19 protein-coding genes are annotated in these 20501 nt (G+C 41.8%); 8 read left to right on the top strand and 11 right to left on the bottom strand.

The features are described 5' to 3' along the window. Positions 1-181: 181 nt before the first annotated feature. Both ppc and ACS125_RS03760 read right to left on the bottom strand, forming a co-directional pair. Positions 182-2866, bottom strand: coding sequence for a phosphoenolpyruvate carboxylase (ppc, locus tag ACS125_RS03765; protein ID WP_353154077.1), 2685 nt, complete (start codon positions 2864-2866; stop codon positions 182-184). Positions 2867-3037: 171 nt separating this feature from the next. After that, on the bottom strand, positions 3038-3661 hold the full coding sequence (locus ACS125_RS03760) for a TetR/AcrR family transcriptional regulator (protein WP_034596129.1): 624 nt from the start codon (positions 3659-3661) through the stop codon (positions 3038-3040). A gap of 149 nt (positions 3662-3810) precedes the next feature. Here ACS125_RS03760 and ACS125_RS03755 point away from each other — a divergent pair, with 149 nt between their 5' ends. The 4 genes from ACS125_RS03755 (at position 3811) to dnaJ (ending at position 9772) form a co-directional block, all read left to right on the top strand. Continuing rightward, positions 3811-4917, top strand: a complete 1107-nt coding sequence (locus tag ACS125_RS03755; protein WP_443270610.1) for an efflux RND transporter periplasmic adaptor subunit — start codon at positions 3811-3813, stop codon at positions 4915-4917. Next, positions 4914-8039 carry an efflux RND transporter permease subunit gene (locus ACS125_RS03750; protein WP_443270608.1) on the top strand — a complete coding sequence of 1042 codons (3126 nt, stop codon included), beginning with the start codon at positions 4914-4916 and terminating at the stop codon, positions 8037-8039. Before ACS125_RS03755 ends, ACS125_RS03750 begins: the two co-directional genes overlap by 4 nt. Positions 8040-8178: 139 nt before the next feature. Then, positions 8179-8556, top strand: coding sequence for a hypothetical protein (locus ACS125_RS03745; protein WP_004790237.1), 378 nt, complete (start codon positions 8179-8181; stop codon positions 8554-8556). A 103-nt stretch (positions 8557-8659) separates the two neighbouring features. After that, positions 8660-9772 (top strand): molecular chaperone DnaJ, encoded by a 1113-nt coding sequence (gene dnaJ, locus ACS125_RS03740; protein WP_002119101.1) that lies wholly within the window; start codon positions 8660-8662, stop codon positions 9770-9772. Between the two features lie 114 nt (positions 9773-9886). Here the strand turns inward: dnaJ and ACS125_RS03735 are convergent, their stop codons facing one another. Next, the gene (locus ACS125_RS03735) at positions 9887-10249 is read right to left on the bottom strand and encodes a hypothetical protein (protein WP_238612336.1); all 363 of its coding nucleotides are present in this window, start codon (positions 10247-10249) and stop codon (positions 9887-9889) included. A gap of 183 nt (positions 10250-10432) precedes the next feature. On the opposite strand from ACS125_RS03735, the gene dapB reads away from it, so the two are divergent. Together dapB and ACS125_RS03725 are read left to right on the top strand one after the other, a co-directional pair. Then, positions 10433-11254: a 4-hydroxy-tetrahydrodipicolinate reductase gene (dapB, locus tag ACS125_RS03730; protein WP_004790232.1), complete on the top strand. Its 822-nt coding sequence runs from the start codon at positions 10433-10435 to the stop codon at positions 11252-11254. Between the two features lie 50 nt (positions 11255-11304). After that, positions 11305-11958 carry an START domain-containing protein gene (locus ACS125_RS03725; protein WP_005300357.1) on the top strand — a complete coding sequence of 218 codons (654 nt, stop codon included), beginning with the start codon at positions 11305-11307 and terminating at the stop codon, positions 11956-11958. A 40-nt stretch (positions 11959-11998) separates the two neighbouring features. On the opposite strand, the gene ACS125_RS03720 is transcribed toward ACS125_RS03725, so the two are convergent. Together ACS125_RS03720 and dkgB are read right to left on the bottom strand one after the other, a co-directional pair. Beyond that, positions 11999-13189 (bottom strand): MFS transporter, encoded by a 1191-nt coding sequence (locus tag ACS125_RS03720; protein WP_443270604.1) that lies wholly within the window; start codon positions 13187-13189, stop codon positions 11999-12001. A gap of 4 nt (positions 13190-13193) precedes the next feature. Then, a complete protein-coding gene (gene dkgB, locus ACS125_RS03715) occupies positions 13194-13997 on the bottom strand; it encodes a 2,5-didehydrogluconate reductase DkgB (protein WP_443270602.1) in 804 nt (267 codons plus the stop codon). A gap of 120 nt (positions 13998-14117) precedes the next feature. Between dkgB and ACS125_RS03710 the strand changes: the two genes are divergently transcribed. After that, entirely contained in the window at positions 14118-15020 is a 903-nt protein-coding gene (locus ACS125_RS03710; protein WP_151821554.1) for a LysR family transcriptional regulator, read from the top strand. Here ACS125_RS03710 and ACS125_RS03705 read toward each other — a convergent pair. Beyond that, positions 15004-15378, bottom strand: a complete 375-nt coding sequence (locus tag ACS125_RS03705) for a hypothetical protein (protein WP_443270599.1) — start codon at positions 15376-15378, stop codon at positions 15004-15006. The genes ACS125_RS03710 and ACS125_RS03705 overlap by 17 nt on opposite strands. Positions 15379-15468: 90 nt before the next feature. On the opposite strand from ACS125_RS03705, the gene ACS125_RS03700 reads away from it, so the two are divergent. Beyond that, positions 15469-16893 carry an aminotransferase-like domain-containing protein gene (locus ACS125_RS03700; protein WP_443270596.1) on the top strand — a complete coding sequence of 475 codons (1425 nt, stop codon included), beginning with the start codon at positions 15469-15471 and terminating at the stop codon, positions 16891-16893. 2 nt (positions 16894-16895) lie between these two features. Here ACS125_RS03700 and ahr read toward each other — a convergent pair whose 3' ends face one another. From ahr to mutY, 5 genes are read right to left on the bottom strand one after another with little or no spacing between them, the layout of a single operon-like run. Next, positions 16896-17924, bottom strand: coding sequence for an NADPH-dependent aldehyde reductase Ahr (gene ahr, locus ACS125_RS03695; protein WP_199943277.1), 1029 nt, complete (start codon positions 17922-17924; stop codon positions 16896-16898). Between the two features lie 38 nt (positions 17925-17962). Continuing rightward, on the bottom strand, positions 17963-18523 hold the full coding sequence (locus ACS125_RS03690; protein ID WP_443270594.1) for a DNA-3-methyladenine glycosylase I: 561 nt from the start codon (positions 18521-18523) through the stop codon (positions 17963-17965). Between the two features lie 30 nt (positions 18524-18553). Next, positions 18554-18799 carry a hypothetical protein gene (locus ACS125_RS03685; RefSeq protein ID WP_443270592.1) on the bottom strand — a complete coding sequence of 82 codons (246 nt, stop codon included), beginning with the start codon at positions 18797-18799 and terminating at the stop codon, positions 18554-18556. Positions 18800-18808: 9 nt separating this feature from the next. Further along, on the bottom strand, positions 18809-19345 hold the full coding sequence (locus ACS125_RS03680) for a M23 family metallopeptidase (RefSeq protein ID WP_443270590.1): 537 nt from the start codon (positions 19343-19345) through the stop codon (positions 18809-18811). Positions 19346-19392: 47 nt separating this feature from the next. After that, entirely contained in the window at positions 19393-20427 is a 1035-nt protein-coding gene (mutY, locus tag ACS125_RS03675; protein ID WP_443270588.1) for an A/G-specific adenine glycosylase, read from the bottom strand. Positions 20428-20501: the final 74 nt, after the last annotated feature.

The raw sequence follows: 20501 nt of genomic DNA, 5'->3' as shown, positions 1-20501 counted from the left end.
TTTATGAATTCTAAATATAAGGAATTAGTTATTTTTTTCTCATAAAGACTAATTTTTTGATTTTAAAAAAATATTCTAAAAAATAGAAAATCAGAGAAAATTTAAGAAAAATAGAGAATTTTGCAAGTAAAAAGCAGTACATCGAGATGCACTGCTTTGTTAAACAATTGGTAAAATTAGCTTAGCCCGTATTACGTAAGCCAGCAGCAATACCCGCAATACTTACCATAAGTGCATGGTCAACAGGGGTGTTCTCTGCCTGACGCTCAGCGAGATAATCACGGCGGCGTTTCATGAGTTCAGCTTGTAAAAGATGCAAAGGAAGTAAGTAAGGTTTACGAACCTGCATTGATTGATCAAGAACTTCATTGTTGCTAAGAAGCTTTGATTCATCTTTCAATTTAAGGAGTGTTTCAACAGCATCTTTTAAGCGCTGACGTAATTGATTACCGAGCACTTTTAAATCTTCATCGTCAGTCAAATGAGACTCGTAATAGAGTGCAATGTTGGCGTCGGATTTAGACAATACCATTTCCAGCATATCAATAAGCGTCTGGAAATAAGGCCATTGCTGGAGCATTTCATCAAGCGTTGCTTTTTGCTGATCGGCAATCACTTCATTAATTGCTGCACCAGTACCTAGCCATGCAGGTAGCATCAAACGGATTTGAGTCCATGCAAATACCCATGGAATCGCACGTAAAGACTCAATACCACCACTCACTTTACGTTTTGCTGGACGTGAGCCTAATGGCAACATTTGTAATTCAAGTTCAGGGGTAACGGTCCGTAAATACTTCACAAAATGTGGATTTTCACGCACCGTCTGGCGATAAACCTTAACAGAATGATCTGTCATACGGTTCATGATTTCACGCCACTCGGCTTTAGGCTCTGGTGGTGGTAATAAAGTCGCTTCGAGTGTTGCGGCGGTATAGATTTCAAGGTTTTGCATGGCAATCCCTTCTAAACCGAACTTGAAGCGAATCATTTCACCTTGTTCTGTGACACGGATTGCACCAGAGATCGAACCCGGTGGCTGCGAAAATAGTGCCTGTTGTGTTGGAGCACCACCACGACTAATTGAACCACCACGGCCATGGAATAGCGTTAACTGTACGCCGTGTTTTTGAGCAATTGCAGTGAGCTCTTCTTGAGCACGATATTGCGCCCAGTTGGCAGACATAAAGCCAGCATCTTTTGCAGAGTCGGAGTAACCGATCATGACTTCATGTTTGCCCTGAATGTGCTGCTTATACCAGTGCATATTGAACAGCGTATTCATAGTAGTTGCAGCGCCATCTAAATCTTTTAAAGTTTCAAACAGAGGAACTACACGTAGAGGGTGCTGAATACCTGCTTCTTTTTGCAATAGCAACACAGCTAAAACATCACTTGGATATTCAGCCATCGAAATAATATAAGCCCCTAAAGATTCAGGCGGTTGGTCTGCTAAAGTACGCATGGTTGCAAATACTTCTTGAACATCTGGATGACCAATCAAACTACCTTCAGGTTCATTAATATATTTCGGTAAAAGCGGGCGTTTACTTTGTAGTTCCTGAATGAGGAAGTTTTGGCGAGCTTGCTCAGTCCAAGATTCAAAATTACCTAATCCTAAATACTCGGTAATGGCTGAAATGGCTTGACGATGACGACCTGATTCTTGGCGAATGTCGAGTTTAAGTAATTCAATACCAAAACAGTTCACGCGGTATATAAAGTCGAGAAGTTGACCATTCGCAATTTCAGGAAGGTTACTGTCAATTAAAGAGCGATAGCACAGCAATAATGGTTGTAATAGCTCATCTTTGCTTTTAATGACATTGCTGTCATCTGCTTCTAAACCTTGTAGGCGCTGCGCTAACCAGTGACGAGTTGCTTTTAAGCGTTCGCGTGTAGCACGTAAATACTCACGATAAGGTTCTGCATGTTGGCTACCAATCGCTTGAATCATTTCTTCGGAACAGGTTTGGATTGAAAGCTCCCAACGTAAGTTTTCGATATCTCTTAGGTAAAGGTCGGCAGCTTGCCAGCGTGATAACCACAGTACTTCTTGGGTAATTTGATGAGTAACATTTGGGTTGCCATCACGGTCTCCGCCCATCCAAGAAGCAAAGCGCACTGGTGCAATATTGAGTGGTAAGTTTTGTTGGCAATTATCTTGAACCAACTCATTTAATTCACGAATAAATTTAGGTACAGCATTCCAAAGTGTTTGCTCAATTGTGGCAAAACCCCATTTTGCTTCATCGACTGGAGTAGGGCGATGCTGTCTGATTTCATCCGTTTGCCATGCCGAACTAATTTGTTGCTTCAAGTTGGCAAGTGCACTTTGTCGTTCACGCGGAGTAAGTTTTTGCTGATCAAGTTGAGAAAGACAAGCATTGATATCATCATATTTTTGAATGAGTGTACGACGGCTGACTTCGGTTGGGTGCGCCGTAAGTACTAACTCAATATTGAGATCACAAATTTGCTGAAACAGTTTTTCTGTCGAAATACTTTTATCTTTAAATTTTTGAAATAGGTGAACAAGGGGATTTGGAGAATTAGCCTCCGAATCAAACTCTGCATGTCTGCGGCTACGAACTACATGGTATTGCTCGGCAATATTAGCAAAATTTAAAAAATGAGAAAAAGCGCGGGTAAGAGGAAGTAGCTCTTCATCGGGCAATTCTAAAAATAATTGTTCTAATTGCTTTTCGGCTTCAGCTTGACCATCACGTGCGCCTTTGGCAAGAGCACGGATTTGCTCGATCTGATTAAACAGTTCTTGTCCTGCATGTTGTTTTAGGGTTTCACCTAACAAGTTGCCAAGTAAGCGGACGTCCTCACGCAGTGGCGCATCGATTTGCTGAACCATGCTATTTTTCTCCTGTTCTTATTCTTATCGAATATAGCGCGATTAGCGAACATTCCAAGCTTTGAGCGTAAGAAAATGTGAATTTTTGCTTAAAAAATAACATTTAATTCGCTTATTGCGTCTTAAAAGTAGACATGCACTCAGTGCAACTTTTGGCAATCGGACTTTGGTTTAATTCCGATATTTGAGCAAAAATAAATGAATTGCATCTCTAATAATTTTTTCTAGCTCTTGTGCATTTGGTACAGCAATAATTCTAAGTAGAACCTTCTGGTGGCGTACGCCAAGCAATAAAGACAAAAGAAGCTCGGTTTGATAATTAGGGTCATCGGTTTGAATAAAACCTAATTGAGCCGCTTTTTGCAAAAACTCAGTTAACTGATTTTGCAGTCGTGTATGTGAAGCATCAAAAAACTGTAGAGTGAGAGGACTTTGTTCTGCTGCGAGCTCAAATAATACATGTTCAAGCTTTAATGCTTCAGGTGAGTAAATAATCTGCAAGGCGCCTGAACAAACAATAAAGAGTGCTTGATAAAAGTCTGCTGATGCATCTAATTCAAATTGTTTAGTGCACAGTGTCTCTTCACAGGTTTCTGTAATCGCACAGATAAACAGGTTTGCTTTGTCTTGAAAGTGATTATAAACCGTGAGTTTAGTGACCTCTGCTTCCTGTGCGATCTGGTTCATGCTGGTACCGTGATAGCCAGATTTTAAAAAAATAGCTTTCGCGGCTTGTAAGATCCGAGCACGTTTTTCCAGATCTTTGGGGCGACCACTTTGATTAACTGTTTGCACAAAACCCTCTGATAAAAATTTAAAAAGATAGCAAATTATAAGTTTTTCTTTAATTAATGTACCCATGGGTATATTAATTAAAAAATAAACAATTTATGATGCAAGCATATTGTGCCTTAAAAAATCAGTTTGAATAAGAGCGATAAGATATGAATCTGTTAAAACCTCTCATCATGAGTATGGTGATTGTTTGTACGGTCACATTAATGGGGTGTAGTAAAGAAGCTCCCAAAACAGAAGAAATACCCTATGTGATGGTGGTCCAACCCTTGACCACACTCAATGAACAAAAAAGCTATGCAGGGGATGTGCAGGCTAGACAGCAAACAGCTTTAGCATTTCGGGTCGGTGGACAGGTTACGGCACGTTACGTGGATGTAGGTGATCGAGTTAAAGTCGGACAAGTTTTAGCAAAGCTTGACGTGGCAGATGCTCAGCTACAATTAAATGCCGCTAAAGCCCAACTGGACAATGCACAGGCTTCAGCAAAAACAGCAGCAGACGAACTTAAACGTTTTCAGCAATTATTGCCGATTAATGCGGTGAGTCGTTCGCAATTCGATACGGTAAAAAATCAATATGACGCTGCGCAAGCGGCTCTACAGCAAGCTCGTTCTAACTATGAAGTTTCTGCAAACCAAACTGGTTATAACCAACTCGTTTCTAATAAAAACGGGGTAATTACTGCACGAAACATTGAAATTGGACAAGTGGTTGCTGCGGGCCAAGCGGCTTATCAACTAGCTATTGATGGAGAGCGTGAAGTTGTCATTGGTGTGCCAGAACAAGCGGTTTCTGAGATCAAGGTTGGCCAAGCAGCTTGGGTGACGTTATGGTCTAAACCAAATGACCGATTTGATGGTTATGTGCGCGAAGTTTCCCCAGCGGCGGATCAGTCTCGTACATTTACGGTCAAAGTTGCTCTCAAAGAAGGTCAATCTGCTATTCAGCTTGGACAAAGTGCACGCGTATTTTTTAGCTCGACTCAAACCAATGTGATGAGTGTGCCACTTTCAAGTGTTTCAGCAACAGATAATCAACCTTATGTGTGGGTGGTTAATGCGAACCAGACTTTGCGTAAAGTACCTGTAACGATTGGTGCATATGGCAAAGATAGTGTACCTGTGTTATCTGGCTTGACTCCAAATGATTGGGTGGTGATTGGCGGCGTACACTTGCTACGTGATAAACAGAAGATTCATCCGATTGATCGTGAAAACCGTGGGGTGAAAATTCAGGGAGCAACCCAGCCATGAAATTCAATCTCTCGGAATGGGCATTAAATAATAAAGGCATTGTCCTTTATTTTATGCTGTTGCTTGGCATTATCGGTGCAATCTCTTATTCAAAATTATCACAAAGTGAAGATCCACCATTTACCTTTAAGGTCATGGTGGTGCAGACCTACTGGCCAGGGGCGACTGCCAAAGAAGTTTCTACTTTAGTTACGGACCGTATCGAAAAGGAACTCATGACAACAGGGCAGTATGACAAGATTATGGCTTACTCCCGTCCAGGTGAGTCGTTGGTCACTTTTGTAGCGAAGGATTCACTGACTTCTGACAAGATTCCTGATGTTTGGTACAACGTTCGTAAAAAGGTAAATGATATACGCCATGAACTGCCAAACGGTGTACAAGGTCCATTTTTCAATGACGAATTTGGAGACACTTACGGCAATATTTATGTACTGACAGGCAAAGACTTTGACTACGCACTTCTTAAGGAATATGCAGATCGTTTGCAATTACAGCTTCAACGCGTCAAGGATGTCAGTAAGGTCGAACTAATTGGTCTGCAAGATCAAAAAATCTGGATTGAGATTTCTAACACCAAAGCGGTACAGCTTGGTATTCCAGTTACAGCGATTCAAGATGCCTTACAAAAGCAAAACAGTATGGCAAGTGCAGGTTTTTTTGAAACAGGCACAGACCGCATCCAGATTCGGGTAAGCGGTCATTTACAAAATATTGATGAAATTAAGAAAATGCCTTTACTGGTAGGTGATAAAACCATTCAGCTCGGAGATGTCGCTGATGTCTACCGTGGTTTTAGTCAACCTGCTCAGCCACGCATGCGCTTCATGGGTGAAAATGGGATTGGTATTGCTTTATCAATGCGTAAGGGCGGTGACATTATTGCCTTAGGTAAAAATCTCGACACAGAATTTGCCCAACTACAAAAAACTTTACCTTTAGGTATGAAGCTCCAAAAAGTTTCTGACCAACCTGTAGCGGTACAACGCAGTATTCATGAGTTTATCAAGGTACTCGCTGAAGCAGTTATTATTGTCTTGTTAGTGAGCTTTTTCTCTTTAGGTTTTCGTACAGGATTGGTTGTCGCTTTTTCTATTCCTTTAGTTTTAGCAATGACCTTTGCGGGGATGAATCTATTCGATGTTGGGCTGCATAAGATTTCACTAGGTGCCTTGATTCTGGCGCTAGGTTTGTTAGTCGATGACGCCATTATTGCCGTCGAGATGATGGCAATTAAGATGGAGCAGGGTTATAGCCGAATTAAAGCTGCCGGATTTGCGTGGAAAACAACAGCATTTCCGATGCTCACCGGAACACTGATTACTGCGGCTGGTTTCTTACCGATCGCTACCGCTCAGTCTGGTACAGGTGAATACACTCGCTCTATCTTTCAGGTGGTGACGATTGCCTTATTAGTCTCTTGGATTGCAGCAGTTTTATTCGTACCTTATTTAGGCGAAAAGCTATTACCCGATTTTACCAAAACAGGACATCAGGCACCTTGGTATGTTCGTTTATGGGCGAGATTAACTAAAAAACCGCAACCGCAAACTGTGGCCATTTCACAGGACCATCACTACGATCCTTATCAATCTAATTTCTATTTACGTTTTAGAAAGATGGTCGAGTTTTGTGTGACTTACCGTAAAACCGTAATTGCGACGACGGTGGGTATTTTTGTGCTATCTGTGCTGATGTTTAAGATCGTTCCTCAGCAGTTTTTCCCACCTTCGAATCGTGCCGAGATTTTAGTCGATTTAAAACTTGAAGAAGGTGCTTCTTTAACAGCGACAGAACAAGCTGTGAAAAAGGTTGAAAAATTCCTGTCTAAACAAAAAGGTATTGATAACTATGTGGCATATGTCGGTACAGGTTCACCACGTTTTTATTTACCGTTAGACCAGCAATTACCGCAAGCCAGTTTCGCGCAGTTTGTTGTACTCGCGTCATCGCTTGATGATCGTGATGAAATTCGACGCTCGTTAGACAAACAAATTAGACAATTGCTGCCGCAAGTTCGTACTCGCGTGTCATTACTGGAGAATGGCCCTCCTGTTGGTTATCCATTGCAATATCGGGTGTCGGGTGAAGATCAAAATCTGGTCCGTCAAGAAGCACAGAAAGTCGCTAAGCTGATTAGCGAAAACCCGAATACCACCAATGTGCATTTAGATTGGGGTGAGCCGAGTAAGATTATTTCAATTCAAATTGACCAAGATCGTGCTCGACAAATGGGTGTCTCTAGTTTGGATTTAGCGAACTTTATTAATGCATCAATTACTGGTAGTGCGATTGAGCAATATCGTGAAAAGCGTGAACTCATCGAAATCCGTTTACGCGGCGATCAGAGCGAACGAGTTGAAGTGGCTTCCCTAGCAAGTTTAGCCGTACCAACGACTAACGGAACGACTGTGCCTTTAGCTCAAATCGCTAAAATTGAGTATAAGTTTGAAGATGGTTTAATTTGGCATCGTAATCGCTTACCGACCATTACTGTTCGCGCAGATATCCGCACTCAATTACAGCCAGCTACAGTGGTTGGCGAGTTAGCTGAATCAATGGATAAATTGCGTGCTGAATTACCAAGTGGTTATCTTGTTGAAGTCGGTGGAACTGTAGAAGAGTCTGCACGTGGGCAAAATTCTGTTAATGCGGGTATGCCACTGTTCTTGGCTGTGGTCATGACATTACTAATGATTCAGCTCAAAAGCTTATCACGCGCGACCATTGTGTTATTAACAGCTCCGCTTGGTTTAATTGGGGTGGTTTTATTCTTACTTCTATTTAACAAACCATTTGGCTTTGTGGCCATGTTGGGCACAATTGCACTCTCTGGCATGATCATGCGTAACTCGCTTATTTTGATTGATCAAATTGAACAAGACAGGCAAGCAGGACATCCAACATGGGAAGCGATTATTGAAGCGACAGTGCGTCGATTCCGCCCGATTATTTTGACTGCATTAGCCGCGGTTTTGGCCATGATTCCACTTTCACGAAGTATTTTCTTTGGTCCGATGGCAGTTGCGATCATGGGCGGCTTGATTGTTGCCACCTTACTGACATTATTTTTCTTACCTGCGCTCTACGCAGCGTGGTTTAAGGTGAAAAAAACCGCATAAAATACATAAATTTTTTGTGAATAAAGGTGCGAAATATTGAAAACTCCAATATAGTAGCACCTGTCTTTACACAAAAAATACAGGATTATTTCACTGCATAAAAAATAGGCTAAGTGCAGTGAATTGAGGTGAAATACAGATGGGGCAAGACCATATCGAACAGCATCGCCGTTATATAGTAATTTCTTATGCGTTCATGTTTCTTGCATTGTTTACGGTTATTTTTGCGGCCTTTGCTTATTTGGTTGCTCGTAAAGTGGCGGTTGTAGATAATGCAGAAGTTTGGATTCATGCGCATGCACTATGGATTATGCGCAACGGGATTCTATTTCTTTGTATGGCAATTTTTGCTGTGGTCTGGTTTATTCCGCTCTTCTTTTTTGCATGGGACAGTAACCTTTGGGTAACCGCCTCTACGGTTGCGGGTGTGGTATTTAGCGCTATTGCGTGGTTATTTCTATTAAATGCATGGTTAAAAGGCTTGTCTAAATATTTAAAAAATAAGGCAGTTTTTTAATATATCTATTTTTTAAACATTTTACCCTTGTAAATTCGGCTAAAGCCCCCCATTTAGTCGGCAATAGAGTATTGATAAAATTCCGTGAGGAGCACCGCCAAAAATGGCTAAACGTGATTATTATGAGGTTTTAGGCGTTTCGAAAACCGCAAGTGATGATGAGATCAAAAAAGCCTACCGTAAATTGGCGATGAAATATCATCCTGATAGAAACCCTGACAATGCCGAAGCTGAAGAGAAATTTAAAGAAGCTGCTGAAGCTTATGAAGTTTTATCGGACAGCGAAAAGCGTAGCATGTACGATCGCATGGGTCATAATGCGTTCGAAGGCGGCTTTGGCGGCGGTGGTGGTGGCTTTGGTGGATTTAGTGCCGAAGACATTTTCAGCCAGTTCGGTGATATCTTCGGTGGTGCATTCGGTGGTGGTGGGCGTCAACAGCGTCAACGTCGCGGATCAGATCTACGCTATGTAATGGAACTTACCCTTGAAGAAGCTGTAAAAGGGGTGAAAAAAACCATTACCTTTACTGCTCCAGCACCTTGTGATGTGTGTGATGGTAAAGGTTCAAAAAATCCAAAAGATGTTGAAACCTGTAAAACTTGTCATGGTTCAGGACAAGTACGTATGCAGCAAGGTTTCTTCTCTGTACAACAAACATGTGGTACTTGTCGTGGCCAAGGTAAAATTATTAAAAACCCTTGTCAGGCATGTCATGGTTCAGGTGTAGCTGATCGCCAGCAAACGTTGGAAGTTACAATTCCAGCGGGTGTAGATAATGGTGACCGCGTTCGTTTGAGTGGTAAAGGCGAAGCAATTCGTGATGGCCAATCAGGTGACTTGTACGTTGAAGTTGTAGTTCGTGAACACGAAATTTTCCAACGTGACGGTGCAGATCTTTATATGGACGTACCAGTAAGCATTGCTGATGCTGCACTTGGTAAAGAAATTGAAATTCCAACTCTGGAAGGCCGTGTTAGCCTGAAAATTCCTGAGGGAACTCAAACAGGTAAATTATTCCGCTTACGTGGCAAAGGCGTTCGTCCAGTACGTAGCAGCATGGTGGGTGATTTACTCTGCCGTATTGTGGTCGAGACTCCAGTCAACCTAAATTCTCGCCAACGTGAATTACTTAAAGAGTTGCAAGCTTCTTTTGATGGCGAAGACAGTGCTTCTTCACCGAAGAAAAAATCATTCTTTGATCGTTTGTTCGATTAATGCTTGATTAGACAAGAAATTAAAAAGAAGGCGGATATTGATAAAATATCCGCCTTTTTATTGCGCTGATTCATCTTATTATTTTTATTCTGCTTAAAAGAAAATTACGTCTGCTTACTCTGTAGGATGAGCAACATCAATATCATTTACACTTACAGTCGGTTCGCTAGAAGCAAGAGTAGGAGCATTTTCGATCACTGGTGCGGCTACTGCTTCTGCCTGTACAGCTACTTTCGGTGCTTCTGCTGTTGTTTCGCCAATAATCGGGTCAATATCTTCAACTTTAACGTCAGCGTTGGCATTGGTTGCCACGCTTGTTTGAGCTGTAGGTGTTGCTGTTTGAGTCGTTACGTTAGTGGTAATACGTGCTTTAGATAAGCTTTCTAATGTGTCTCCTGGCTGGATTGCAGGCTCTGCAAAAGCCACTGAACTCATAATCCCCATCATTACGGTAAAGCCAATAATTCTCGAATGCATGCTGAACTCCTTATAGTCATCTTTTTTTCATTCGTGGTCCGTAGTGTGCAGATCAATTCTTTAACTTTTGTGAAAACAGATTAAATTTCAGTTCATCTCAAAAAATAATTTTTACTTTTTATCGTGAGCAAAGAGTTTTGATATAGTAGACAAATTACGTAAAACAGAAGATTGAGAAGGATTATGTCAGCAGCTCCACGCATTGGTATTTTAGGTGCAGGCGGTCGTATGGGCCGTACGCTTATTCAAGCAGTTCAACAAGCAGGCTATCAACTAGCTGCTGCGGTAGAGCGTCCGGAAAGTAGTTTGGTGGGCACTGACGCTGGTGAGCTTGCTGGTATTGGTTCAGTGGGTGTGAAGGTTTCAGGAAGCTTGACCGATGTTCTGAAAGATTGCGATGTAATTATTGATTTTACTGCACCAGTTGCAACTGCTCAGCATTTGAAGCTTTGCCGTGAAGCTGGGGTTGCCATGGTTATTGGTACAACAGGTATGTCAGATGAGCAAAAAGCTGAATTAGACGAAGTTGCCACTCATACACCTGTGGTTTATGCAGCGAACTATTCAGTAGGTGTAAATGTATCAATCAAGTTACTTGAGCTTGCAGCAAAAGTATTTGGCGATACAGTAGATATTGAAGTGATTGAAGCTCATCACCGTCATAAAGTAGATGCGCCATCTGGTACAGCGTTAATGATGGGTGAAGCGATTGCAGATACTTTAGGCCGTAACCTAAAAGAAGTTGCTGTCTATGGACGTGAAGGGCACACAGGTCCGCGTGACCGTCAAACGATTGGTTTTGAAACCATTCGTGGTGGGGATATTGTTGGTGAACACACTGTGATGTTTATTGGTGAAGGTGAGCGCGTTGAAGTGACTCATAAAGCAACTAACCGTATGAACTTTGCTGCTGGTGCAGTGCGAGCTGCTGCATGGGTTGTGGGCCGTGAAGCGCGTAAATATGACATGAAAGATGTTTTAGGGTTGAATGACGTACAGGTTTAAAACCCTGTACGTATTCCATGTGTAGCGAGAAAAAAAAGATAGAGCAGAACATGAATAAAAAACAAATTGCCTTGACCACTCTTCTTTGCTTAAGCAGCCTCTGGACGGGGGCTGCTTCTACGGAAAAAGCTAAACTCAGCTTAGACCGTAATAATATTAAAGTCTGGACCTATCAAAAGACTGATAATCCAGTCTTTCAATATAAGGCTGAAACGACTTTTGATGTGCCACTTGAACGCGCTGTCGCTGTGATTTTAGATGTAAATCGTGCTGATCAGTGGGTGCCTTATATGGGCAAGGTTCAGATGTTGTCTCAAGATGAGAAAAAGGGTGAATTCACACTCTATATGCTATTAGATTTTCCTTTTCCTTTAAAAGATCGAGATGTGGTCGTGAAAGGAAAAATGAGTAAAGCAGCCAATGGTTTGATTACCATTAAGAACACGGCAATTAATAGTAATTATCCGATACAACCTGATGTAGTGCGCTTAACACGCTATGAAGGGGATTGGACCTTCCAGAAATTAGCGAATAACAAAGTTAAAGTAACCACAAGTGGTTATGCTGACCCAGCTGGTGCGATTCCGCTGAGCTTCGTAAATATGTTTGTTCAACAACAGCCTTACCAGATGTTGTTGAAAATGAAACGGGAAGTGACTAGTCCGATTTACGAGCAACCCAAGTTACCAGAAATTTTAAAATAAATAGCTTAAAAAAAGCGCCTGAGATCAGGCGCTTTTTTTATTAATCTGAACACTGCTGTAATGCTTGGATGGGACTACTCTCGCGTTTGATTTGGAATAAAACCAATAACAAGCCTAACCCTGCTAGCAAAGCACCAGCAAATGATACTGCGCTATAACCCCAACCTAAATCGAGTACTAACGCACCTGCTGCTGCTCCAACCGCGTTACCTAAGTTAAAGGCGCCGATATTTACTGAAGAGGCAAGCCCTGGTGCTTCATGAGCAACTGACATTACACGCATTTGCAAAGGTGGAACTAAAGCAAAGGTTGCAGCACCCCAGATGACTAATGCAATGGCTGCTCCAATCTGGCTTTGTGCAAGGATTGGGAAAGTCACCATCATTACAATTAACAGAACCAAGAAACCAATCAGAGTTTTGTTAATAGACAAATCTGCAAAGCGACCGCCTAAATGGTTACCAACTGAGAAACCGACACCAATCAACATCAGCATAAACGTAATGAAGGTCGGTGAAGCATGTGTAAACTCAGTCAAACTTGGCGCGATATAGGTATAGAGCGTAAACATTGCACCCGCACCAAGCACTGTAGTGAGTAGAGCAAGTATTACAGGAGTGCGTGTTAATACCTTTAATTCAGCTTTCACATTTGGTTTTTGGGCAACCATACCTTGTGGTAATGCTTTCCATAAAGCGAGCATCGTAATCACACCAAGCAATGAAATCGCAAGGAAAGACATACGCCAGCCAATGTTTTGCCCAACCCATGTTGCCAACGGTACACCACCAATGTTGGCAATGGTTAAGCCCATAAACATGGTCGCTACAGCGCTGGCCTGTTTATGTGCGGGCACAATGCTTGCTGCTACAACTGAACCTATCCCGAAGAAAGCACCATGGTTAAGGCTTGTGATGAGACGCGCACCTAATAAGCTCATATAGCTTGGTGAAAATGCTGCTATCAGGTTACCTACCGTAAAGATCGCCATCAGGAAGATAAGCGCATTACGTCGTGCAAAACCACCAAACCACAGGGTCATGAACGGGGCACCTAGCATGACGCCAAGTGCATAGCCCGTAATTAACATTCCGGCTGTTGGAATTGAAATCCCTAAATCATTAGCGATATTTGGCAACAATCCCATTGGTGAGAATTCCGTGGTGCCAATGGCAAAGGCACCAATTGCCAATGCCAATAATGAGAACGCCGTATTTGATTGAGTGTTCATGAGTTTAGTCCCAAACTGGTGCCCACGGCTCTGGGCTAACTTCACGACTGTTACGATCAAGTTCGGCAATCATTTGCATTTCAGCTGAAGTTAACTCGATATCCTGTGCTTTTAAGTTGCTCATCAGGTTTTCACGTTTAGTCGAAGATGGAATAACTGCAAAACCACGTTGCAATGCCCACGCAAGTGCAATTTGTGCTGTCGTTGCTTTATGAGCTGCTGCAATTTCAGCTAAAACAGGGTCTTGAAGCACTTTACCGTACGCAAGCGTCATATATGAAGTGACATCAATATTCTTCTCTTGTAAGAAATTTACAAGTTTATGGTTTTGAAGATAAGGGCTTAACTCAATCTGGTTGGTTGCAATATTTTCAGCACCAATTGTATCAATCGCTTGTTGAGTAAGCTCAATATTGAAGTTTGAAATACCAATTTGTTTAGTAAGACCTTGTTCTTTCGCTTCAAGTAAAAGCTTCATGATTTCAGGAATCGAAACGCCTAAATCTGGTGCTGGCCAATGAATTAAAGTTAAATCGACATAGTCAGTACGAAGCTTTTCTAAGCTTTCTTTTAAGCTTGGAATAAACTTATCTTGAGCAAAATTATCTACCCAGATTTTTGTGGTTAGAAATAAGTCCTGACGCGCTACACCGCTTTCGGCAATGGCTTGACCAATCGCTGCTTCATTGTCATAAATTTGAGCAGTATCAATTACACGGTAACCTACGTCTAAAGCAGTTTTTACAGAATCAATGACTGCTTGTTCTTTAAGACGGAAAGTTCCTAGTCCAAAACGTGGAATATTCATGTGTTTACCTAAATTTGAATAATCATTTAACTTGATGTGCATTTTGCTTTTTTTATTGTTGCGAAAAAATAGATGAATAAGCAAAATATCTTTGATCATTAGTCAATAATGGAATAAGACATGAAATCAACAATTGAAGAACTCGTCGCGTTTATCGCAATCGTTGATACGGGTTCTTTTGTTGCGGCAGCAGAGCATTTAAAACAAACACCTTCGGGAGTTAGTCGATCTTTAACACGCTTGGAAGCAAAGTTAGATGTGACTTTGTTAGAGCGAACGACACGTAAATTGAAACTCACTCAAGAAGGGCAGCAGTTTCTTATAAAGGCCCGTAAAATCTTAAATGAACTAAATGCGGCTGAAGAAGAACTACAAAAATCTGATCAGGGTACTGCGGGACTCATTCGTATTGATTCAGCAACGCCGTTTGTTTTACACGTGATTGCCCCATTAATGCATAAGTTTCGTGAGTGTTATCCAAATATTGAAATTGAGTTAAATAGTAATGATCAGGTGATTGATCTATTGCAGCATAAAACCGATGTGGCATTTCGGTTTGGGGAGCTTAATGATTCGAGTCTGCATGCCAAACTGGTGTGTAAAAGTCGCTTATTTATTGTTGCGAGTCCAGAATATCTAGCGATTAAGGGCACACCAACACAGCCTGAACAACTCGAACAGCATGACCTGATTGGTTTTACCAGACCTGCCTATATTAATAGCTGGCCGATTAAAATCGGCGATGAATATTTTTTTGCACAAGCAAATATTAAAGCTTCTAGTGGTGAGACGGTACGCCAACTCACGATTAGAGGCCATGGTATCGCACGACTATCTGAATTTGAAATTTGGAAAGATATTCAAGAAGGGCGATTGATTGCATTATTCGAAGATCAAATTGAGCATCAATATCAAAGCATCCATGCTGTGTATTATCAACAAGAGCATCTACCAAAACGAATCCGGTTATTCATTGAATTTTTGGCAGAACAGTTAAAAGATGGTTTTAAAAGCGCTCTCTAAAAGTAGCATAGCCATCAGTTGGAAAATGAACTTCTAAAATTGGAGTGATTTGTCCCTCTGATGAATGCTGGGCCAGAAAATAGCTTTTTTGCTGTTGTCGACAACTAAAATATAATTTGGAATAAGTCGAATTCACCATGACAACTTCATTTGAGCTATTACGCTTATATTGATAATGAGAAATCGCACTGGCCTCATCATCAGTGCGTTGCTCCATTTTATAGTCTTGTTGATTGGTCATTTTTAAATAACCTTCAATGAGACTTTGGCAAACCGTATGTCTGTACTGCTCGTTTTTTGGTTGTGGCTGGCAACCTGCTAAAACAATAGTAAATAACAATATAGCTTTTAATTTCATGATCTTGCTACTCTTTGAGTTGATTTCTATAGCGTAAAGGTGTTCTATAAACCAGTACAGATACAGAAATTTTTAAAAAAGCAGCACAGAATGACTTTCCAATATCAGGTTCTTGCCAATCAATTAGCACATCGAATTTATCAAGATGAGCTTAAGCCTCATCAGAAGCTGATTTCATTACGAGATTTCGCTCGTCAGCACAGTATTAGCTTAAGCACAGCAAAAAGTTGCTATGAATTGCTTGAGGCGAGGGGACTGATTTATGTAAAGCCGAAATCAGGTTACTTTGTGGTTGCTCGTAGTCAATCTAGTCCTATTCCTGATAGCCCAGATTTTTTGTCTTTGCCTCGGCAAGTCTCAAATCTAGAGTTACATAACCAAATTCAAGAAGCCGCCTTACAAAGCCATCTCGTACCGTTGGGTTCGATTCAGTTGACGCCGCATTTTATTCCAGTAGAGGGTTTACGTCGTTCTATTCAACGGGCTTTAAAAAATTGCCAACCACAAGACTTTCTCTATTGTAATAAACAAGGACATGAGCAATTAAGAAAAGCGCTTTCTGATCATTGGCGCGAAGACGGAATCTTCATTGCAACGGAAGATATTTTTATTACCAATGGTTGTATCCCCGCTTTGTCGTTAGTCATTCAGCACCTAACAGAAGTAGGCGATAGTATTTTGATTCCGACACCTACTTTTAATGGGCAACTACAGCTTATAGCAAGTTTAAAACGGCAGATTATTGAAATTCCAGCACATCATCGTGGTATTGATCTTGAACGTTTAGAATCATTGATGCAGCAGGGTTTGGCGAAGGTTTGCCTGATGACAGCCAACTATCAAAATCCTTTAGGATATTGTTTAAGTAATGCAGAAAAACAAAAGATTGCTGAATTAGCTGCAAAATATCAGTGCTTTATTATTGAAGACGATATTTTTGGTGAATGTGGTTACAGTAATGAACGCCCGCTACCGATTCGCTATTGGGACCGCGAAGGCTATGTCATTTGGTGTGGATCGGTTTCTAAGTCGCTGTCGAGTGCATATCGGGTAGGGTGGTTCTGTTTAAGTTCAAAGTTACAGCATTTAAAACTAGAGCTACTGGCAAGTAATATTGGAGTAAATACACCGCTACAATTAGGCTTAGCTGATTTTATTTATAGCCGTGGTTATCGAGAGCATTTAGAGCAGCTACGACCAAATCTAATGCAACAGGTCGAGCAATATCGCAGTTGCATTTTAAGAGCCTTTGATGGCCTTCCCATTGCGTTAAGTCAGCCAGAAGGCGGCTATGCACTCTGGATACAGTTACCAAAAGAAGTAGATACCTTAGCGCTGTATTACACAGCGAAAGCTGAAGGAATTACCGTGGTACCAGGCCATGTTTTTGGTGAGGATGAACGATATCGACATTTCATTCGTTTAAATGCGGGTCATGAATTAACAGCAGATGTCCGCCAAGCAATTAGTGACTTGGCGGAATGGTCACGACAACAGATGAAAACCGTGAGTTAGTTTTATTCTGCGAAGTCTGCTTTCAACACAATGCGGTAGCGTGCCTGACCTGAGTGTAAACGTTCAATTGCCTCATTGAGCTGTGACATTGGAAATAGCTCAATTTGAGGCGCAATTTTTTTGCGTGCAGCAAACTTCAAAAGTTGACGCAATGCAGCTGGTGAACCCGTCGGTGAGCCTGTCACTGACTTAGCACCACTAATAAGTGAACCTACAGAAACAGGAACAGGTTCCAGAGTCAGCCCCAAGAAGTGCAATGAACCATTGGGTGCTAGCGTAGAAATGAAAGCACGCCAGTTTAGCGTCACGTTTACTGTGCTGAGCAATAAATCAAATTTCCCTTTTTGTGCTGTTACCGCGTCTGTATCACGGCTATTCACGACATGATCTGCTCCCATTGCTTTAAGTTCCTCTGTTTTATCAGGGTTGGAACTAAATGCAGTGATCTCACAGCCCCAAGCTTTGAGTAGCTTAATAGCGATATGCCCTAAGCCACCAATGCCAATCACACCCACATGATGTGTTGCTTGAATCTTATGTTTAAGTAGTGGGTCAAAAACGGTAATTCCGCCACAAAGTAAAGGACCAGCACTTTCAGCGTCTAAATCCTCAGGGAGGGGAATAGCCCACTGCCAGCCTGCACGGACTTTATCGGCAAAGCCACCAGCATGCCCCACGATTGTTGCAACACTTCCGCCCGTACAAAGTACTTGCTGACCACCTATACACTCATCACAGGCTTGGCAACTTTCCGCGGTCCAGCCAATGCCGACACGTTGCCCGATTTGTAGACCTTTGGCTTCTGAACCCAAAGCAACAATGCGTCCAATAATTTCATGGCCCGCAACCACAGGGTACACAGTTGAACGCCATTCATTATTCAAAACAGAAATATCAGAATGACATAAACCACAGTATTCAACTTTTACCTCAACCTGATGCGGTTGTAATTCACCTGCGTCAAATTGATAGGGAACTAGTTTTTCACCTGCCTGCATTGCAGCATAAGCCTGAATCGTATTATTGCTCATCGGAAACTCCTTAAGCGGATTTGAACCGTTCGAGTGGGTTATGAAGCTTTAAATTGACAATCGTTTTCATGATCATCGACCATGCCTACTGCCTGCATAAAAGCATAGCAGGTGGTTGGGCCGACAAATTTGAAACCATTCTTTTTAAGCGTTTTGGAAAGTTTTACGCTGAGTTCAGTTTGTGCAGGAGCTTGGCGGTAATCTTCAACATCATTATTTTGTGGAGCTGCATCTACAAACTGCCAAAGCCATGTAGGAACATCACTGACTTGTGCTTTGAGCGCTTGCCAAGCAATTGCATTATCACGAATAGCTTTGAGTTTGCCTAAGTGGCGAATTAAGCCTGCATCGGATAATTTTAGTTCTAAAAAATCATCTGTGAATGAAGCAATTTCTGCAATCGGATGATTAAAAAAATGCTGACGGTAGCTTTCTCTTTTTTTCAGTACGGTTATCCAAGATAAACCAGCTTGCTGGCCTTCAAGGCAAAGCATTTCAAATAAACGTGCTTCGTCATGTTCCGGTTTGCCCCATTCTTCATCATGGTAGGCAATATAGAGTGGATCGTTGGAACACCATCCGCAACGTTGAGTTTTCATGATAATGCTCCTTATATTTATCTTAGAATTTTAAAGTTTAAACAGCACCCATTCATTTGGGCGAGTATCCCAATAATACAGTTCAGCTTGAGTTAAGTCTTCAAACTTTAGCCAAAAGTCTTTACCAACTTTATCTGAAAAACCGGTACTGATTAGCAGGGCCTCATCACTGATTTCCATGATCCAGCCTTGATAGCTATTGCCATTTAAAATGATCTTTTGCTGGTTGCCAGACTCGGCAAACTCTACTAAGCGATTGATCAGCGCTTCCGACATAAAATGTTCCTAGCGTAAATATGAATAAGGATTAACAGCACCACGTCCTTTACCATCTAGGTAAAGACCATAATGAAGATGAGGTGAAGTATAACGTGCATTGCCTGTATTGCCGACATAGCCAATTAGATCGCCTTTTTTGATATAGTCACCAACATTTAAGCCACGTTTATGGTCATCAAGGTGGGCATAATAATGCCATGTTCCAGCTGGACCTAAAATCCAGATGACTTTGCCACCTAAGTTGTTATTGCGAAGATCGGCAACGAGCCCATCAGTTGCACTGTACACTTTGGTTCCACGTGGAGCCAAAATATCAATTCCTTCGTGACTACGACCTTGACTGCGAGCAGCTCCCCATGTGTCTTTTAACTCATCTCGATCGACACCTTTCACGGGTACAGGCAGTCGATTTGGAAGCTGCATACTTTTAAGTTTATTAACTTGAGCCGGTGGAAGTGGGGCAGGTTTTTTAGGTGCACTAGCACAGGCCGCCAATAGGATAATCAGAAAACCAAGTGAGAAATGAGAAACAAAACGTCGCACAAAATACTCCCTGTCACAGTCATATCAAAATTATTTTGCTCACTATGTCACGAACGGCTTGTCGAGATCAATTTTTTCATAGCTGTTGGAACCCCTTTAGCAATAGCTTGTTCTGGGCTCAACCATTGGCCTTCAAGTTCAATTGACAGATGTTCTTTTTGATCAGGTTCCACGTGGAACATGTGAGTATTAAGTAACCATGTGAAGTGAGTGAAGCTATGACTGATCTGAAAAGTTTGCGGTTGAGGTTGTAATTTAAATTGCTGACTTAAGCTCAGTCGTTCATGTTCATTTTCTAAAATAGGTAAACAGAATAAACCACCCCATAGGCCATGGGCTTGGCGTTGTTGCCAGAACCATTCATCTTCGCACTGGATGATAAGAACATCTGCTGTTCTAACAGGTGGTGTTTTTTTCGGTTTCTTAAAAGGTAATTCTTGTTCTAAACCTTGCTGATAAGCCTGACAATGAGCTTGCATTGGACAATATAAACAAAGAGGCTTTTTGGGCGTACAAATGGTCGCGCCCAAGTCCATAATTGCTTGAGTGTAGTCATGGTTACGATGTGTTGGGCAAAGCTCTTCAGCCAGTTTCCACATTTCACGTTCGTGCTGTGGTTTGCTTAAGTCATCTTCAATGGCAAAGAAACGAGCTAAAACGCGTTTCACGTTGCCATCCATGATCACGCCGTACTGACGTAGACCCAAAGACATGAGTGCACCTGCGGTAGAGGGACCAATGCCGGGTAATGAAATCCATTCTTCTAGTGTTTTAGGAAACCTACCTTGCTGAGTGACAAGGCCAGCAGCTTTATGCAAATTGCGTGCACGAGCGTAATAGCCCAGACCCGCCCAGTAAGGCGCTACTTCATCCCAAGTTGCATGGCCTAACGTCTCTACAGTTGGGAAGCGCTCCATAAAGCGGTCAAAATATTGCAGAACCGTTTTCACCTGAGTCTGCTGCAACATAATTTCAGAAACCCAAACTTTGTACGGATCATCTGCAACTTGCCAAGGCAAATCGTGACGACCATGTTGATCGAACCAGTTTAAAAGGGCATCAGAAAAAGAAAATTCAGGCATGAACAGCTATAGAAGAGAAGTAAGGGCTAAATTATAGCTGAATTTTAGCTGAAATTTTGTTTAAAGCAGGCGAA

This window comes from Acinetobacter sp. PFS20, from assembly GCF_052261015.1.
GTDB lineage: Bacteria > Pseudomonadota > Gammaproteobacteria > Pseudomonadales > Moraxellaceae > Acinetobacter.
Note: the sequence above shows the minus strand (reverse complement) of the source record. Positions and strands in the feature narration are given on the sequence as shown.

Excerpts from the sequence above, each read along its gene's own strand:
- ppc (WP_353154077.1), bottom strand. The coding sequence starts at position 2,866 with ATGGTTCAGCAAATCGATGCGCCACTGCGTGAGGACGTCCGCTTACTT.
- ACS125_RS03755 (WP_443270610.1), top strand. The coding sequence starts at position 3,811 with ATGAATCTGTTAAAACCTCTCATCATGAGTATGGTGATTGTTTGTACG.
- ACS125_RS03750 (WP_443270608.1), top strand. The coding sequence starts at position 4,914 with ATGAAATTCAATCTCTCGGAATGGGCATTAAATAATAAAGGCATTGTC.
- ACS125_RS03745 (WP_004790237.1), top strand. The coding sequence starts at position 8,179 with ATGGGGCAAGACCATATCGAACAGCATCGCCGTTATATAGTAATTTCT.
- dnaJ (WP_002119101.1), top strand. The coding sequence starts at position 8,660 with ATGGCTAAACGTGATTATTATGAGGTTTTAGGCGTTTCGAAAACCGCA.
- ACS125_RS03735 (WP_238612336.1), bottom strand. The coding sequence starts at position 10,249 with ATGCATTCGAGAATTATTGGCTTTACCGTAATGATGGGGATTATGAGT.
- dapB (WP_004790232.1), top strand. The coding sequence starts at position 10,433 with ATGTCAGCAGCTCCACGCATTGGTATTTTAGGTGCAGGCGGTCGTATG.
- ACS125_RS03725 (WP_005300357.1), top strand. The coding sequence starts at position 11,305 with ATGAATAAAAAACAAATTGCCTTGACCACTCTTCTTTGCTTAAGCAGC.
- ACS125_RS03720 (WP_443270604.1), bottom strand. The coding sequence starts at position 13,189 with ATGAACACTCAATCAAATACGGCGTTCTCATTATTGGCATTGGCAATT.
- dkgB (WP_443270602.1), bottom strand. The coding sequence starts at position 13,997 with ATGAATATTCCACGTTTTGGACTAGGAACTTTCCGTCTTAAAGAACAA.
- ACS125_RS03710 (WP_151821554.1), top strand. The coding sequence starts at position 14,118 with ATGAAATCAACAATTGAAGAACTCGTCGCGTTTATCGCAATCGTTGAT.
- ACS125_RS03705 (WP_443270599.1), bottom strand. The coding sequence starts at position 15,378 with ATGAAATTAAAAGCTATATTGTTATTTACTATTGTTTTAGCAGGTTGC.
- ACS125_RS03700 (WP_443270596.1), top strand. The coding sequence starts at position 15,469 with ATGACTTTCCAATATCAGGTTCTTGCCAATCAATTAGCACATCGAATT.
- ahr (WP_199943277.1), bottom strand. The coding sequence starts at position 17,924 with ATGAGCAATAATACGATTCAGGCTTATGCTGCAATGCAGGCAGGTGAA.
- ACS125_RS03690 (WP_443270594.1), bottom strand. The coding sequence starts at position 18,523 with ATGAAAACTCAACGTTGCGGATGGTGTTCCAACGATCCACTCTATATT.
- ACS125_RS03685 (WP_443270592.1), bottom strand. The coding sequence starts at position 18,799 with ATGTCGGAAGCGCTGATCAATCGCTTAGTAGAGTTTGCCGAGTCTGGC.
- mutY (WP_443270588.1), bottom strand. The coding sequence starts at position 20,427 with ATGCCTGAATTTTCTTTTTCTGATGCCCTTTTAAACTGGTTCGATCAA.